Annotated in this window: 17 protein-coding genes; 8 read left to right on the top strand and 9 right to left on the bottom strand. The window is 54.8% G+C overall.

Annotated elements, in window-relative coordinates:
- Positions 1–13 precede the first annotated feature (13 nt).
- Together BWI95_RS00195 and BWI95_RS00190 are read right to left on the bottom strand one after the other, a co-directional pair.
- Complete coding sequence (locus BWI95_RS00195; protein WP_076770261.1) at positions 14–1318, bottom strand: methyl-accepting chemotaxis protein; 1305 nt, start codon at positions 1316–1318, stop codon at positions 14–16.
- Between the two features lie 240 nt (positions 1319–1558).
- Positions 1559–2125, bottom strand: coding sequence for a DUF4142 domain-containing protein (locus BWI95_RS00190; RefSeq protein WP_054803503.1), 567 nt, complete (start codon positions 2123–2125; stop codon positions 1559–1561).
- Between the two features lie 346 nt (positions 2126–2471).
- Between BWI95_RS00190 and BWI95_RS00185 the strand changes: the two genes are divergently transcribed.
- The 3 genes from BWI95_RS00185 (at position 2472) to psrA (ending at position 5075) form a co-directional block, all read left to right on the top strand.
- A complete protein-coding gene (locus BWI95_RS00185; RefSeq protein WP_076768810.1) occupies positions 2472–3551 on the top strand; it encodes a mechanosensitive ion channel family protein in 1080 nt (359 codons plus the stop codon).
- A gap of 151 nt (positions 3552–3702) precedes the next feature.
- Entirely contained in the window at positions 3703–4068 is a 366-nt protein-coding gene (locus BWI95_RS00180) for a DUF1304 domain-containing protein (RefSeq protein WP_054803504.1), read from the top strand.
- A gap of 83 nt (positions 4069–4151) precedes the next feature.
- Positions 4152–5075 carry an L-proline-binding transcription factor PsrA gene (gene psrA, locus BWI95_RS00175; protein WP_023481259.1) on the top strand — a complete coding sequence of 308 codons (924 nt, stop codon included), beginning with the start codon at positions 4152–4154 and terminating at the stop codon, positions 5073–5075.
- Here the strand turns inward: psrA and BWI95_RS00170 are convergent.
- Positions 5026–5820: a substrate-binding domain-containing protein gene (locus tag BWI95_RS00170; RefSeq protein ID WP_054803505.1), complete on the bottom strand. Its 795-nt coding sequence runs from the start codon at positions 5818–5820 to the stop codon at positions 5026–5028. The genes psrA and BWI95_RS00170 overlap by 50 nt on opposite strands.
- 12 nt (positions 5821–5832) lie before the next feature.
- The gene (gene tcuC / locus BWI95_RS00165; protein ID WP_034813838.1) at positions 5833–7116 is read right to left on the bottom strand and encodes an MFS transporter; all 1284 of its coding nucleotides are present in this window, start codon (positions 7114–7116) and stop codon (positions 5833–5835) included.
- A gap of 373 nt (positions 7117–7489) precedes the next feature.
- Between tcuC and BWI95_RS00160 the strand changes: the two genes are divergently transcribed.
- Positions 7490–8092, top strand: coding sequence for a hypothetical protein (locus BWI95_RS00160; protein ID WP_054803506.1), 603 nt, complete (start codon positions 7490–7492; stop codon positions 8090–8092).
- A gap of 32 nt (positions 8093–8124) precedes the next feature.
- On the opposite strand, the gene BWI95_RS00155 is transcribed toward BWI95_RS00160, so the two are convergent.
- From BWI95_RS00155 to BWI95_RS00145, 3 genes are read right to left on the bottom strand one after another with little or no spacing between them, the layout of a single operon-like run.
- Complete coding sequence (locus tag BWI95_RS00155) at positions 8125–8673, bottom strand: GNAT family N-acetyltransferase (protein WP_054803507.1); 549 nt, start codon at positions 8671–8673, stop codon at positions 8125–8127.
- 9 nt (positions 8674–8682) lie between these two features.
- Entirely contained in the window at positions 8683–9138 is a 456-nt protein-coding gene (locus BWI95_RS00150; protein WP_076770260.1) for a GNAT family N-acetyltransferase, read from the bottom strand.
- A 7-nt stretch (positions 9139–9145) separates the two neighbouring features.
- Positions 9146–9577, bottom strand: a complete 432-nt coding sequence (locus tag BWI95_RS00145; RefSeq protein WP_054803508.1) for a GNAT family N-acetyltransferase — start codon at positions 9575–9577, stop codon at positions 9146–9148.
- A 32-nt stretch (positions 9578–9609) separates the two neighbouring features.
- Between BWI95_RS00145 and BWI95_RS23175 the strand changes: the two genes are divergently transcribed.
- Positions 9610–9798 carry a hypothetical protein gene (locus BWI95_RS23175; RefSeq protein WP_156884883.1) on the top strand — a complete coding sequence of 63 codons (189 nt, stop codon included), beginning with the start codon at positions 9610–9612 and terminating at the stop codon, positions 9796–9798.
- An 80-nt stretch (positions 9799–9878) separates the two neighbouring features.
- Entirely contained in the window at positions 9879–10778 is a 900-nt protein-coding gene (locus BWI95_RS00140; RefSeq protein WP_054803509.1) for an ATP-grasp fold amidoligase family protein, read from the top strand.
- Here BWI95_RS00140 and BWI95_RS00135 read toward each other — a convergent pair.
- Together BWI95_RS00135 and BWI95_RS00130 are read right to left on the bottom strand one after the other, a co-directional pair.
- Positions 10775–11848 (bottom strand): ATP-binding protein, encoded by a 1074-nt coding sequence (locus BWI95_RS00135; RefSeq protein ID WP_054803510.1) that lies wholly within the window; start codon positions 11846–11848, stop codon positions 10775–10777. The two genes, BWI95_RS00140 and BWI95_RS00135, sit on opposite strands and share 4 nt — an antisense overlap.
- Positions 11845–12549 carry a response regulator gene (locus tag BWI95_RS00130; RefSeq protein WP_054803511.1) on the bottom strand — a complete coding sequence of 235 codons (705 nt, stop codon included), beginning with the start codon at positions 12547–12549 and terminating at the stop codon, positions 11845–11847. Before BWI95_RS00130 ends, BWI95_RS00135 begins: the two co-directional genes overlap by 4 nt.
- A gap of 321 nt (positions 12550–12870) precedes the next feature.
- Between BWI95_RS00130 and BWI95_RS00125 the strand changes: the two genes are divergently transcribed.
- Positions 12871–13260, top strand: coding sequence for a hypothetical protein (locus BWI95_RS00125; RefSeq protein ID WP_083699303.1), 390 nt, complete (start codon positions 12871–12873; stop codon positions 13258–13260).
- A 149-nt stretch (positions 13261–13409) separates the two neighbouring features.
- A complete protein-coding gene (locus tag BWI95_RS00120) occupies positions 13410–16508 on the top strand; it encodes a multidrug efflux RND transporter permease subunit (protein WP_076768809.1) in 3099 nt (1032 codons plus the stop codon).
- Positions 16509–16538: the final 30 nt, after the last annotated feature.

The following is a 16538-nucleotide window of genomic DNA, read 5'->3' as shown; positions in this document are numbered from 1 at the left end:
CTGTTTGTTGAAGTCAGTCAGCTTTGACGGAAAGGGCGACATCTTTCACCGCGGCTTCAACCCCGGCTGCATTTTTCTGGATGCTGGCAATTACTTCGCCCGCTTCACGCATCAGCGTCACACCTTCGCGGGTGCTCATCAGGTTATTTTCGATGCCGTTCAGCACCTCTTTGGCGAGCTGATTATTGCTGGCTACAACCCGCTCGATCTCTTCCGTCGCGCTGCTGACGCTCGCTGCAAGCGTTCGCACTTCTGCGGCCACCACGGCAAAACTGCGTCCGGATGCGCCCGCTCGCGCAGCTTCAATCGCGGCGTTCAGTGCAATCAATCTTGTCTGCATGGCAAAGCTGCGGATGGTCTCAACCATCCCGTCGATGCTGTCAGACTGATCGTTGAGCCGCGAGACATCGCTGGAGACCGTGCTCATTCTCTGGGCAATGGTGTCAATCATGCGGATGCTGTTTTCGATAACCGTCGCACCGTTCTGCGCGCTGCCACGAGTTTGCACCGCCATATCCCATGCGTGGACAGCCGCCTCCTGCTCCCGCTGGTTGCGCAGCACATCTGCCGTGACATCGGTAGCGAATTTCACAATCTTATAGAGCTGCCCGTCGCTGTTAAACACAGGGTTATAGGTTGCCCGCAGCCATAAAGGCTCGCCCCGGCGGTTCAGGCGTGGAAACTGACCGGAAAAGAACTCGCCCTGATTCAGCCTCTCCCAGAACTGGCGGTATTCGTCACTTTTATACAGTGTCTCAGAGCAGAAAAGACGGTGATGCTTGCCGATCACTTCATCGCGTTTATAGCCAGTGGTGCTCAGGAAGTTGTCATTCGCTTCCAGCACCATCCCTTCCGGGCTGAAGGCGATGATGGCCATCGAGCGACCGATGGCATTAACGATCGCCTCCTTCTCAAGCGCAACATGAATACGCTCAGAAATATCGGCCGCAATTTTTATCACTCGGGTCACCGCGCCGTGACGGTTGGTGACGGGGATATAGCTGGCTTCAAGCCATACAGGGCGATTGCCCTTGGCCAGGCGCAGATATTTGCCGCTAAAGCTTTCGCCGCGCGAAAGGCGTTGCCAGAACTGCGCGTACTCCGCTGAGTTCACCAGCGACGGCGGGCAGAAAATGCGGTGGTGCTGGCCGATGATCTCATCCGCGCGATAACCCATCGCGGAGAGAAACTGCGGGCTGGCGCTATGGATGATCCCTTCCGGACTGAATTCAATGACAGGTTTATTCTGGCAAAGTGCGTTATAAGACGCGGATGAACGCAGGCGGCTCAGGGAAAAAAGGTGTTTAAGGAAAGGCATACGCATCAGATTTACCGGATCGAGTAGGAATTGATCTGGTTATCGGCAATCTCGTCAGCAGCATTATGTATTGGTGTGATAGTTGCAGGGTATTATTTAATCACTGGTTAACCCTGAGCGAAGCAGGATAGATGACCTGAAGGGCCGCGCCACGGCGTCTGGCAGCGGCGCGGCCCCGGTCTGTAACACGTCAAAACTGCGTCATTCTGCTTGCAGGCTCGTGTACTTTTTTACGCTTTGTTACTTACTTGCAGACATCTGCTCGGCAGACTTCAGGTGCTGCTCAACCACCGGGGTATGGGCATCGGCCAGCGTTTTCACGTCCGGATCTTTAATCTCTTTAGCGTCGCTCTGCAGTTTATCGAGCACCATTTTGTGATCTTTGGTGCCGGCATTTTCCATATAGAGCTTGTCAAACTTGTCACCGCTCTCTTTTTCAAGCTTGGCAGCCATCGTTTTATGCTTGGCGTCCGGCTCGGTCGGCAGTTCAACGCCTTTTTGCTTAGCGACGGCCTGAACTTTGGTCAGCGCTGCGCCATGGTCATCGACCATCTTCTGCGCATAGGCTTTCACTTCGCTGCTTTTGGCTTTTTCCAGCGCGATTTTCGCGGCGGCGACCTCATTGATATTGGCCTGTGCCATATCCTTCAGTGCTTTTTCATCGCCGGAGCTGAGTTTGGTGCTGGTTGCGGTCGCGCTACTCTGCGCGGCGCTCGCCGGAGTCTGGGCTTGCACGCCAACCGTGGTGAACATCGCGACGGCGGCTGATACGGCCAGCAGTCCTTTTAACGTTTTACTCTTTTGCATGTTGTTCTCCTGATGGTCATGGGTACAGGTTTTATGAATTCTGTAATCGTCAGCAGCCTCGTAGGTAAATGACAACTGCAGTGGTCAGTATAGTGGATACGCATTTTTTACAAGCTTTATACGTTAGAGTTCTTAATATATCGGGCTAACTTGAGGGTGCATCATCCCTGAAAATCGTTATCAGAATTGCCTGATATTGTTATCAACGGATAAGGCTGTTTTCATATTTTTCATATAATAAGGCGCGGGAATCAGGCAATCTGCGGGTTATCTGCAAGGGAAGGTTTACCGATCCGTTTAACCGTACTGACAACGCAGGGGTGTTGGCAGAATATAAGGGGAAAGCATGCCTTTTTTATTTGGTGAGTTATCTGGCGCTCCGGCATGGGTGCCTGCGGTATTGCTCGTCACGCTCTCGCTCGCGATCGGTTTTCTCGCGAGATTTACACTGCTGCAATTTATCCGTTACTGGCAGAGCCGGGACAGAAAGCTCTTTAAATCACTTGAGAAACACCTGCGCGGATCGATGTTTCTTTTCATCCCGCTGCTGTTAATCCGCGTCGGTGTGAATTATGTCCACATCCAGCCTGAATCGCTGGGGTTTATTACAACGACAATAAATATATTTATTATTTTGTCATTCTGCTCGGTCCTGATCCGCTTAATTAACGTGGCTCAGGATATGCTTTTTATCCGCTATGACATTAATATTTCGAACAATCTTCGTGCGCGCAAAATCCGCACGCAGATAATGTACGTGAAGAAAGTCGCTATCGTTATCCTCGTGACGCTCTGCCTCTCCCTGATTTTGCTCAGCTTCCCGGGCGTGCGAAAATTCGGTACCACGATTCTGGCCGGTGCCGGTGTTGCCGGTATTATCATCGGTTTTGCTTTGCAAAAATCGCTGGTCAATCTCTTTGCCGGTATTCAGATTGCCTTTACGCAGCCTATTAAAATTGATGATGCGGTGGTGGTGGAAAAAGAGTGGGGCTGGATTGAGGAGATTAACCTGACCTATGTGGTAGTGCGTCTGTGGGATCTGCGTCGGCTGGTGCTGCCGATCACCTACTTCACCGAAAATCCGTTCCAGAACTGGACGCGTAATAATGCACAAATTTTAGGCTCGGTTTTTCTTTACGTTGATTACTCGATGCCTTTAGAGCCTCTTCGCCAGCATTTTGAAAAAGTGCTCAGTGAAACCAAGCTCTGGGATCAGCAAACGCAGGTGCTGCAGGTGACCGATACCACGGAAAAAACCATGACCATCAGGATGTTGATGACGGCACAGAACTCGCCAACGGCCTTCGATTTACGCTGTTACGTGCGGGAAAAAATGATTGAGTTTATTCAGGAAAATTATCCGCACGGCCTGCCGCAGGTAAGGGCAACGCTGACCGCGCCTGCGGCTTCCGAAAACGAGTTATAGTCTTGCCGGGCGCAACGTGCAGTGGCAATAATCTGGCTGCACGTCCGCGCTTCGCTTTATTACTACTCCGCCTCTCTTGTGCCAGCGGCAAAGTTAACGAAAAATGGGTTAAGCTGTTTCTTAACCCGCACACTGATTTCTGAGGCTTGTTATGCCAGCAAATATCCTGATTGCGCTTGTCGCCGTTATTCACCTCTATATTCTTGTGCTCGAAATGTTTCTCTGGAATACGGCAACAGGCCGCAAGGCGTTTAACCTTACTGCTGATTTTGCCCGTGATAGCCGGGTGATGGCCGCCAACCAGGGGCTCTATAACGGCTTTTTAGCCGCCGGTTTGCTGTGGGGGTTATGGCTTGGCGATAGCGGCTTCCAGGTTAAAACTTTCTTCCTCGTCTGCGTGCTGGTCGCGGGAATTTTTGGTGCGATCACCGCCAGTAGAAAAATCCTTTATGTGCAGGCGCTTCCGGCGCTGGTTGCGCTAATCGTATTGTGGATGATGCGCAGCCCGGTGTTGTAACATTGTTAAAAAGTTGATCTTGTCGGTCGGGCGGTTATGCTCTTATCCCTTAGTTGACCACCCGAGAAGGATCGCCTGTCATCATGCCCGTGAATTTCGATCTCAACGACCTCTATGCTTTCCGCGCCCTGGTGGAATATGGCAATTTTCGCCTTGCCGCCGAGTCAATCTGCCTGTCGCAGTCAGCATTGAGCCGCCGCATAGAGAAGCTTGAGAACGCGCTGGGCATTAAGCTGTTCGACAGAACCACGCGCCGGGTTGCGCTGACGCTTTATGGGCAGACCTTCGCCGAGCGTTCTGAACAGCTGTTGATGAATGTGGAAGCGGTGTTAGCCGATATCGATAAAGTGAGCCAGGATCGCGTCGGCGTGGTGACGGTCGCCGCCGTGCCTTCTGCCGCGTGCTACTTCATGCCTGATGTTATCCGCACCTTTAAAGCGCGCTTTCCCCGGGTGCGTGTAAAGTTAATTGATAGCAGCGCGGGCAACGTGATCGACACCGTCGCCAGCGGCCAGGCCGACTTCGGCATCTGTTTTGCCGGTAGCCTGCTGGCAGATATCGAGTTTCGCCCGCTGGTGGTGGATACCTATGTCGCTGCCTGCCGCCACGATCACCCGATTGCCAGCAAGAAGAGCCTCACCTGGCGCGAGTTTTATCAGTATGACTATATCGGGCTGGATAAAACCTCTGGCAACCGCAATTTGATTGACCAGATGCTGGGGCACATCACGCCTGAGCGCCCGAGCATCTGTGAAACCCGCCATGTCACCACCATGATTGGCATGGTGGAAGCGGGGGTGGGCATTGCGGCGATACCGGCGATGTCGATGCCGGCGTCAGCCCATTCGGTGCTGACGCATCTGCCGCTGACCGACCCGGTAGTCAAACGCACGCTGGGGCTGATCCGCCGCAGCGGGCGCGTGCAGTCCTATATCGCTGCCGAACTGGAGAAACTCATCACTGAGCAGTATCACGCGGTGCCGCCGCAACGGAGTGCATCCCGGTAAGGTGGATGGTCGATTGCGCCTCAGGGGCGGAGAGGAACGCCAGCAGCGCTTTGCCCTCCTGCGCATGTTGCGCTTTCGCCGTCACCGCCCCGGCAAAACGGGTGATGTACTGAAGATCGGCCGGCAGTTCGCCCACAAACGTCACGCCATGCTCTGGCAGCAGTTCGCTCACCTGCTGGAAGCCGACGGCGTAATGGCCTTTTGCCACTTCGCCAGCGACCGGGATGCGCTCCACTTTGTGCGCCTTCTGCGCCACCGCCTCGTCGATACCGAGTTTCTTGAATAACTGGCTGCTGATGTAGACGCCGCTGGCGCTGTCCGAATAGGCAATCGATTTGGCTTTCAGCAACGTCGCGCGCAGCTCCTCGTTCGTTTTGATCGCGGGAACCGCGTCACCCTCTTTCACCACCATCCCAATCGGTGAGTCCGCCAGCTCGACGCGAGAGCCGGGCGCAATCCACCCCTCTTTTGACAGTTTTGTCAGCGCGTCGCCGACCATAATCACTACATCCGCTGCTTCGCCACGCGCCAGCCGCGCGGGGATCGCCTGCGGCGTTTTGCCCATCGACGGCCCGGCAACCACCACAATGGTATCGCCGGTTTTCGCTTCAAATTGTGGGATCAGTTTCTGCAATGCCGGTTTAAAGCCGCCGGAAATCATCACCGTGATCTCTTTCGCCGTAGCGCCCAGGCTAAGCGTGCAGAGTAGCAACGTGGCGAACAGGGAACGGAGCATTCTCTTCATTATCGTCTCTCCTTAACGTGCGGTTTGCAGGGTTAAGCTGCTGCGGCGGTACATATAGAGCGTGGCGAGCAGGGCGCAGATCGCCGCAAAACTCATCCAGTAGCCGGGGGAGGCTTTATCGCCGGAGTACTCAATCAGTGCGGTGGAGATCACCGGCGTAAAGCCGCCGAATACCGCCGTTGCCAGGCTATAGGCCAGCGAGAAACCGGCGACACGCACTTCGGTGGGCATAATCTCTGTGAGTGCCGGGATCATCGCGCCGTTATAGAGGCCATAGATAAACGACAGCCACAGCAGCACCGTCAGCATCATGGTAAAGGTCGGGTTCTGCGCCAGCAGGCTGAGGGCCGGGTAGGAGGTGAACAGCGCCAGCAGTGTCATGGTCACCAGCACCGCTTTGCGGCCAAAGCGATCGGACAACGCCCCGCCAATCGGCAGCCAGATAAAGTTAGAGATAGCGACCAGCAGCGTGACCAGCAGGCTGTCTGAAGCGCTGAGCATCAGCACTTTTTTGCCGAAGGTCGGCGCGTAAACGGTGATGAGGTAAAAGGCGGTGGTAGTCATTGCCACCATTAACATTCCGGCGATCACTACCGGCCAGTTCGCCAGCAGGGTTGTAAACACTTCGCGCATCGCCAGCTTTTTATGGCGAGCGTTAAACTCCTGGGTCTCTTCCAGCTTGCGGCGCAGGATAAAGATGAACGGCACAATCAGGCAGCCAAACAGGAACGGCAACCGCCAGCCCCAGTCGCGGATCGCTGACTCTTCCAGCACGGCGTTAAGGGCGAAGCCCATCGCGGCGGCGACCATAATGGCGACCTGCTGGCTACCGGACTGCCAGCTGGTGTAAAACCCTTTGCGGCCCGGCGTGGCGATCTCAGCCAGGTAAACGGAGACCCCGCCCAGCTCGGCCCCGGCGGAGAAACCTTGCAGTAAGCGCCCACTCAGCACCAGCAGCGGCGCCCAGATACCGATGGTCTGGTAAGAGGGGATCAGCACGATCAGAAAGGTGCCTGCCGCCATGATCGACAGCGTGACGATAAGCCCTTTACGGCGGCCCACTTTATCGATGTAGGCCCCAAGCACAATGGCACCGATAGGGCGCATTAAAAAGCCCGCGCCAAAGACCGCGAAGGTCATCATCAGTGAGGCGAACTCGCTGCTGGCCGGGAAAAAATTATGCGCAATATAGGTGGCATAAAAGCCAAAGAGAAAGAAGTCAAACTGCTCGAGAAAGTTGCCTGAGGTAACGCGCAGTATCGCGCTGGTTCGTGCCATAGGGGTCAATGTTTGCATGTCATCTCCAGTTATACAGGGACGCTTGTAACGCGCCTCTCTGAAGAGTGGATCAGGAAAAGTAGCTGAATAAGCGCATTAAACTCATCGGCTGATGCGTGACGCGCATTAATCGCCGTTAACATTTACCCTGAATCAATTGCAACATGCTATTAACATGATTCCGCGCTTCAGTTGCTCTGTTTGCCAGGGCAAAAATTGACCTCTCTATTCTGTGACGAGGCGCATAAACGCACTACTGCGGAAAAACCTATCAACCCTGGTAGGGCGGTGCGGTTGCCATCTCCTGACGCGCTGCTATCTTAATGCCCATCGACATTGGACGTAATGTAAGGCGCTCAATGGCTTACTTTTTCAGGAACAGGAGTTCAGGATGTTTAAGCGTTTAAGCGCGATTGTTTTCGTATCGTTGATGGGTGCCTCTGCGGTTCAGGCGGAAGAGCTGCGTGCCGTCGATGTGACAAAGTTTGACGTTGCCGGGGTGAAAACCGGCATGGATTACGATGAGGTGGTCAAGGCCATTACCACTCACTTCAATGTGCCCGCCTCTGCGCTACAGGTGGATAAATACCCGCAAGATAACCCGGTCACCGGCAATAAACAGCCGAAATTTGTCGGGTATGAAAAAGAGGGTGTGAAATTGCAAGTGAATTTCGAAGGCCGCGTTCCGGTGGATGCGAAACATCCGCTGGCGGTATCGATGATCACTTACGAGCTGCCGTGGTCGACTGCCAATAAAGAGGCGATGGAAAAAGCGGCGGTCGAGAAGTATGGCCCGGCATCAAATGCTCCTTATTCGACGCCGATGGTATGGTGCAAAGAGCCCGGCAAACAGGCCGGGATGGCGTGCTCTTCCACTACGCAACAAGCCGTGCTGAAACTCTCCAACACCTCTCTTGAACTGGACGATCCTGTCTGGAGAGAGGCGCGTATCAAATTTATGGACAGCAAACAGACCCGCACGCCGGGGTTCTGATGAGGGGCGAGGTGGCAGATCCACCTCGCGTTTCAGGCTGAGGGATGGGGGGCGCTTTTCTGCCACTCCTCCCTGCTCAGGGTGTAGAGCAGGCTCGGCGGCGCATTCTCAATATCCGCAATTTCGCTGACAAACTTCAGCCCCGCTTTCTCCAGCACCTTTCGCGACGCCAGATGGTTAGCGCGCACTACGCCGCAAATCTCCCCCATGCTCAGCGTCTCAAAACCATATCTCACCGCATAGAGCGATAACTCACTCGCCAGCCCCTTGCCCCAGGCGCTGGTGGCAAAGCGGTAACCTAAGTTATTCATCGGAATATCGGCAAAGCTGCGCAGGCTCAGGCCACCAAAACCGATGATCTTCTCGGGCGCGTCGCGCAGCGCGATCGCCCAACTGCCAAACCCGTGCTCTGCCCAGTGCGCCAGCCAGCGATCCAGCACCGTTTGTGTGTATGCAATATCGGGATAGGGGCCTGCCGGGTTGAAGGTGTTGGTCGCCGGATCGCCATAAATCGCGAACAGATCGCCGAGATCCTCCTGCGCAACGGGGCGCAGGAGTAATCGTGAGGTATAAAGGGTCAAGGCGACCTCCTAATGATTGGCTAACGATTTAGAGAGAATAATTAAGCCCTGATGCTCTTTAAAGCCATTACGCGTGTAGAAATCATCTGAGGCATACCCTTTTTGCGTGTTGAGGATTATCGCATTCAGCCCTTCATCACGGCAGCGCGCCTCAATAAATGCCATCAGCTGCGTACCGATCCCCTTTCTTTGATATTCGGGGTGGATAAAGAACTCATCAATGTAATACTCCACGCCGCCGGGCCACGGTTTTTTAAAGCCGATGCTCACCGCGATGACTTCATCGCCATATTTGGCGATATAGCCGCGGAAATAGTTATTGCCCAAATGCGCCTGAATAAACTCGACGATTGGCTGCGGCGACGGCCAGCTCTCATTCCACGGCGCTTGCTGATAGGTGCGACAGTAGAGTTGCGCGCAGGATGTGATATGCGACTCATCCAGTTCCTGCAAAGCAATATCCATTTTTGCCTCAGCGCGGTTCATTCAGGTTTAACTTAATCAGGTAGTGGCGCTGCATCCCCTCTTCGGGAAAGTCCGGCAGGCTTAATTTCAGTTCGTAACCCTGTTTAAGGTAAAAAGGCAGCGCCTGAAAACTGACGGTATCCACCTGTGCGTGTCGGCAGCCCATGCGCTGTGCTTGCTCTTCTGCCGTGCGGATAAGCGTGCTGCCAAGCCTGGCGCCTCGCGCTTCTTCACTGACCCATAAAAAATCGATGCACAGCCATAACCCTTTTTGCGTACCGATTAACCCACCGATCATCGCGCCCGCCTCATTACGGCTGTAGATGCCAACCTGGCCCCAGCCAGAGCCATCAATAAACTGCTGGTTATAGCGCCGTAAGCCGCTCAGCAACTCTTCTTTGTCCTGCTCCGTTACCTGGGTGGCGATCTCAATGTCCATGGTTTTCCCTTATCATTTTTAGTTATCTGGAGATGATTTTTATCATCAATGGGATGGATATGTGCCTGCCCTTCGAGAGTAAAGAACTTTCCCTCTCCCTTCAAACACCCCGCGCCGCCAATTCTGGTAGCCCGGTTTGTGCGTTTAGCGATACAGAGTTTATTACCGGAAAAAAGAGAAGGGCTGAATTATTTAAAACGGCGCGAAAGGTCGTTCATTGACCTCCATTTTCCCTCCATAATTCGCGCAATATCGCGCAATAAAACCTGTTCAAAATCTTCATTGTTCTCAGGAGGGGGCAATGAACAAATTCGACTATTTCCGTAAATACATCTCTTATTTAGCGAAAAAAATGACTGCCTGCGCCGTGGCGGACAGCCATTTTCATGCCAGCAGGCTAAAAAGAATTTCCGGACGCGAACACGATTTGCGCCACCCGGTGACGCTCAGCGAAAAGATCTGCCACCGCATGCTGTATGACCGAAACCCGCTCTACACCCTGCTGGCGGATAAGCTGGCGGTGCGTGACTATGTCCATGCCCGCACCGATCAATTACGCGTCGTGCCGCTGTTGGGGGTTTATCACAAAGTCAGCGATATCGATTTCAACGCCCTGCCGCAGCGCTTTGTACTGAAGTGTAATCACGACAGCGGCAGCGCGGTGGTCTGTCTTGATAAGGATGAACTTAACCTTGGCGCCGCCATTAATAAGCTGTCGCTGGCGCTGAAAAAGAATATGTATTACGCCACCCGCGAGTGGCAGTACAAAGATATTGCGCCCGTTATTTTGTGCGAGAAATATATCGACGTCTTTACCCGCGGCAATAAAAACCAGACGCCAGAGATGCTGCGGCTCCACTGCTTCCATGGTGTCGCCGAGGTGATTGAGGCAGATTTTACCGATGAAGAGGGGAATGGTTATATCAACGTCTATAACCGCGCATGGCAGTTACAGCCCTACCAGATGGAGTATCCCAATACGCCTGGTGCGATCCCCGAACCTGACTTATTGCAGCGAGCGATCGTCGCGTCGGAACGGTTAGCCAAAGGGATCGATTACTGCCGCATTGATCTGATGCCGGCGGAGGAGGTGATCTATTTTAGTGAAATCACCCTCAGCCCGCGCCGGGGAAAACTGAAGATCGTCCCGGCCGAGTGGGATGCCCGGCTGGGTGAGATGTGGCGGCTGAATTTAACTTAGCGCGTTGTGCATAATGGCCAGCTCAGCCTGAACAGCGAATGGCGGTTGGCCGTCAGGGTGTAGGTCACATCGCCGCCGTGGGCAAGCATGATCGCTTTCACTACCGACAAGCCCAGCCCGCAACCTTCCGGGTGCGCCTCGCGCGCCCCGGCTCCGCGCTGAAAAGGCTGAAACAGGAATTTATGCAGCCCTTCAGGGATGCCGGGGCCGTGATCCTGCACCAGCACGTACACCTCTTTATCGGTGACGCCATTTTTTATCACCACGGTTTTCGAGGTGGCATATTTGATGGCGTTATCGAACAGCACCGTCAGGCACTGAATAATGCGTAGCGGATCGCATACGCATGCCTGCGGGTGCAGCTCTGCGATCACGTTGACGTGATGCCGCGCGAACTCCAGCGAGAAGGCATCAATCGCGCTCTGTAGCGTCGACTTTAAATCGACCTTCTCAAGGGTTAAAGAAAATTGCGCCGCGCCCGAAGAGCTGACTACCCGCATATCCTCAATCAGGTTGGTTAACCCTTCTGTCTGTTTAAGCAGGTTGGCAAAAAGCGCCGGATCGGCGTCGAATACGCCATCGACCAGCCCTTGCAGCCTGCCGCGCAGGATCGTCACCGGCGTGCGCAGTTCGTGGGCAATCGCCGCATTCCACGATTTCCGCTGCGCCTCAAGGGTTTGCAGTTTTTCCGCCATAGTATTGAAGTCATTAACGAGGTTATTGACCTCGCCAAGGTGTGAACTGGAGCAGGCCGCGCGTGCGCCGAGATCGCCCTCGGCAATGCGCCGCAGGCTGGTGGCGACAGAGGTTAAAGGGCGCAGGATTTTTGATGACAGCCTGACGGCGAAAAAGAGCGAGATGGCGAGCGACAGCAGGGTGACCATCAGGATCCACGCCCAGTCGACAACCGTCATCTGATCTTCATTGCCAATCTCCGCACCGCCAGGGATGTAGTCGATCAGAAAGGCATAAAAGAGATAAGAGCCAATGATGGCGATGGCAATCACGATCAGCGTCAGCGAGATCATAAACCACAGGATCTGCCGATCTAAGGTCTGCTGGCGGCTCATTTCATCTGCCCCAGACGGTAGCCCATGCCGCGAATGCTTTCCGGCATCCCTTTCAGGCCGCACTGCTCCAGCTTTTTGCGCAGCTTACTCATATGGCTATCCACCGTGCGATCCAGCGTATCGCCCTCCGGCAGGCAGGCATTGAGCAGCTCTTCGCGGGAGCAGACTTTGCGCGGGTTCTTCGCCAGGTGCGCCAGCAGCTTAAATTCGGTGGTGGTCAGCAGCGGGGTGACCGTTTCACCATCAACATGCACCTCGACATAAAACTCCTCGGGATAGACCGTGACATGCTGGGTGCGAATCGGTTTATCGCAAGGCGGCACGCCGCCCGCTTTGGTGCGGCGCAGCACCGCTTCGATTCGCGCCACCACTTCCGACGGGTTGAAGGGCTTCACCACGTAATCATCCGCGCCGAGCCGCAGCCCCATCAGTTTATCGATATCCTGATCCAGCGCGGTGACCATGATGACCGGCACCGTGCTCTCTTTGCGCACCGCGCTCAGAACGCTCCAGCCATCATGGATGGGCAACTGAATATCAAGTAAAACCAGATCGGGTTTATGCAGATAACAAAGGCTAATCGCCTGCTCGCCGTCGGCCGCGCGCAGCGTACGCATGCCGGCGCGATGGATGTAGCTTTGCAGAATATCGGCGATTTCATCATCATCTTCAGCAACCAGAATAAGGTGCTTATTGTCCATCTTCTCTCCCGCTACCGTTGACGATGTCAGTGCGTATTAATTTAGTTCTTTCTGAATGAAACACGGTGGTGTCCTGCCAGCAATTTGCCACAGTCAGACCAGACCCGACGGCAAAAGTTGCATGCAGTAATGCGCTCTTTCTTAACCCCTCATTACGGCTTCCACACAGACTCCACATTCACGTTAAAAAATGTACACGCAGCGGGATAACAATAGTCGCTCACTGTTCTGCCATCGGTGCAAACAGCCGATGTGTGCTGCCTCACGTGCATGTTAAATATCCCGCCTGCCGGGTAGCGTTTATTCATCAGGAATGAAGCAATGATGAAACTGGATATAAAACCCAGGGCTGAGAATTTTCCTTCGCTGGTTGTTTTTCTGCTGGTCTGCTGGGGCCTGCTCTATATATGGCTGCTGTTAATACACCACATTGGTGAGAAAGTAGCGCTGACGCTGCTCGCCTCGCCGTTGCTCTATATCAACCTCTGCGCCTGTACGTTTTTATTAGCAGTACAGCAGAAAAGCGGCGTATTACAGGAGTTAGCCCTTATCTTTCTGATCATCGCCTCACTTTTTATTAGCCTGATCGTTATCTTTAATGCCTTACGCTATCGCGTGCCGACGATTTACGATCTCACTTTCTATTATGAGTGCTTTCTGACCGCTTTTTTTGGTGTGACGCCGCTCTTTCTGTTCGTCCGGCGATTCTGATCTTATCCCGCTCTCCACACAGGCTCCATCAACCATGCATTAAGGCTAAACAGATAAACCTTACGATTATTGATTAACCAGGCGCAGAAAATGGCGAGTCATAATCATGCCCGCGCCTGATCCTCTGGACAACATGACAAAATAAAACCATGCCGCACTTTTTTATTGCACGCCCCGTTTTCGCCTGGGTCATTGCGCTATTTATTATCCTCGGCGGGCTGCTCGCCATTCCAAAGCTGCCCGTATCACAATATCCGGCGGTGGCACCGCCAGGGGTGATTATTTCCGTCACCTTTCCCGGTGCGACGCCGGAGATGATGAACACCTCGGTTATTTCGCTGATTGAGCGCGAGATCTCCGGCGTAGATAACATTCTCTATTTTGAGGCCACTAGCGATACCAGCGGCACGGCGTCGATTACCGTCACCTTCAAACCGGGCACCGATGTAAAGCTCGCGCAGATCGATCTGCAAAACCAGATCAAAATTGTTGAGCCACGGCTGCCGCAGGTAGTGCGGCAAAACGGCATCAGCGTCGATGCGGCAGAGACCGGCTTTTTGATGATGGTCGGGCTGAAATCGACGAACGGCAAGTATCAGGAGGCGGATCTCAGCGACTACTTTGCCCGCAATGTGACCGATGAGCTGCGCCGTCTTCCCGGCGTCGGCAAGGTGCAGCTTTTTGGCGGCGAGAAGGCGATGCGTATCTGGCTCGATCCGCTCAAGATGCACAGCTATCAGCTCTCCGTTAGCGATGTCACCACGGCTATCTCTCAGCAAAACGTGCTGGTCTCGCCGGGACGCGTGGGGGATGAGCCTGCGCTGGCGGGGCAGCGCGTGACCTATCCGCTGACTGTTAAAGGCCAGCTCTCCTCAATTGAGGAGTTTCGCAATATCACGCTGAAGTCGAATACCACCGGCGCGCGTTTGCGGCTGGCGGATATCGCACGCGTCGAGAGCGGTTTGCAGAGCTACGCCTTTGGTATTCGCGAGAATGGCGTGCCGGCAACGGCTGCGGCGATCCAGCTCTCTACCGGGGCGAATGCCATTAATACCGCAGCGGCCGTGCATCAGCGTCTGGCGGAGCTGAAAAGCGTGCTGCCGGAAGGCATGGTCTTTACGGTGCCTTTTGATACCGCGCCCTTCGTTAAACTCTCAATCTACAAAGTGGTGCAGACCTTTATTGAAGCGATGGTGCTGGTGTTCCTGGTGATGCTGCTCTTCCTGCATAAAGTGCGCTGTACGCTGATCCCGGCGATTGTCGCGCCTATCGCGCTACTCGGCACTTTTACCGTGATGCTGCTAAGCGGGTACTCCATCAATATTCTCACCATGTTTGGCATGGTGCTGGCGATTGGCATTATCGTCGATGACGCGATTGTCGTGGTTGAGAACGTCGAGCGCTTGATGGAGGAGCAGCGGATGACGCCCGCTGACGCTACCCGGCGGGCGATGCACGAAATCACCCCGGCGATTATCGGTATCACGCTGGTGCTGACAGCGGTGTTTATCCCGATGGGCTTCGCCAGCGGCTCCGTTGGCCTGATCTACCGGCAATTCGCCATTGCGATGGCGGTGTCGATCCTCTTTTCCGCCTTCCTGGCGCTCACCCTGACGCCTGCGCTCTGCGCAACGGTGCTGAAGCCGCACACGGGCGCTTCGCGGGGATTCTCCGCCCGCTTTAACCGCGCCTTTAACGGGCTGTCAGCGCGCTATGAATCCGGGCTTTTATGGGTGTTGATGCGCAGCGGCCGCATGCTGCTGATCTACGCCGCGCTCTGCATCGCGCTGTTTGCCGGTCTGGTGGCGCTGCCATCCTCCTTTTTACCCGAGGAGGATCAGGGCTACTTTATGTCCGCCATTCAGCTTCCCTCGGACGCCACCATGCAGCGCACCACGGAAGTAGTGGAGCAGTTTGAGCAGGCGCTCGTCGATCGCCCGGCCATCGACAGCAACCTGATGATCCTCGGTTTTGGCTTTTCAGGCTCCGGGCAGAACTCGGCGATGGCCTTTACCACCTTAAAAGGGTGGCAGGAGCGCCACGGCGCGACGGCGCAGAGTGAAGCCGATCTTATCCAGCAAAAGATGGAGTCCGTGCCTGGCGCGACGACTATGAGCCTGCTGCCGCCTGCTATCTCCGATATGGGCACCTCATCCGGGTTTACCTTTTATATTCAGGATCGGGCAGGGAAGGGGTATAGCGCGCTGAAACAGGCGGCGGAAACGCTGGTGGAGAAGGCGAATGACAGCAGCGCGCTCTCTGATGTCTATATCGACGGTTTGCCACAGGGCACTTCGATCTCCCTGACTATCGACCGTGAGAAAGCCGAGGCGATGGGCGTCTCGTTTGAAGAGATCAACCAGGCGATCTCCGTCGCCTCCGGCTCGAATTACGTCAATGACTACACGCAGAACGGTCGCTTACAGCAGGTGATTGTGCAGGCCGATGCCGCATACAGGATGCAGCCAGAGACGCTGCTCAACATCCCGCTGAAAAACAGAAGCGGTGAGATGGTTTTACTCTCAAGCGTGGTCAGCGCGACGTGGACCCAGTCGCCGCAGCAGCTCAACCGCTATCAGGGCTACCCGGCAATACGCATTACAGGCAGCGCCGCGCCGGGGCATTCAAGCGGCACCGGGATGGCGACTATGGAGCAGCTGGCGCGCGAACTGCCAGAGGGCTTTGGCGGCGAGTGGGCGGGCAGTTCGTTACAGGAAAAAGCCTCCGCCGCCCAGTTGCCGGGATTGATTGCGCTGTCGGTGCTGGTGGTGTTTCTGGTGCTTGCCGCGCTGTATGAGAGCTGGTCGATCCCCTTTGCGGTGATGCTGGTGGTGCCGCTGGGGCTTATCGGTGCGCTTATCGCCGTGATCGTCGCCGGTATGAGTAATGATGTCTTTTTCAAAGTCGGGCTGATTACCTTGATTGGCCTGTCGGCGAAAAACGCCATTCTGATTATTGAGTTTGCCCGCCAGCTGCGTTTGCAAGGCAAAAGTACCCTCGAGGCGACGCTGATGGCATCGCGGCAGCGGCTGCGCCCCATTTTGATGACTTCGCTCGCCTTTACGCTCGGCGTGGTGCCGTTAATGATTGCCAGCGGCGCCAGCGCCAGTACGCAGCATGCGATTGGTACCGGGGTGTTTGGCGGCATGATCAGCGCCACCGTGCTGTCGCTATTTTTTGTGCCGGTCTTTTTCGTTGTCATCATGCGGCTTTGCGAGTGGGCTACGCGGCGGGCAAAAGAGGCGTGAGACGAAATCGGCTGTCTTTCGTTCCGCAAC

The sequence above is a fragment of the Kosakonia cowanii JCM 10956 = DSM 18146 genome (genome assembly GCF_001975225.1).
GTDB classification, from domain to species: domain Bacteria; phylum Pseudomonadota; class Gammaproteobacteria; order Enterobacterales; family Enterobacteriaceae; genus Kosakonia; species Kosakonia cowanii.
The sequence above is the reverse complement of the archived record's forward strand: the minus strand, read 5'-3'. Positions and strand labels throughout refer to the sequence as shown.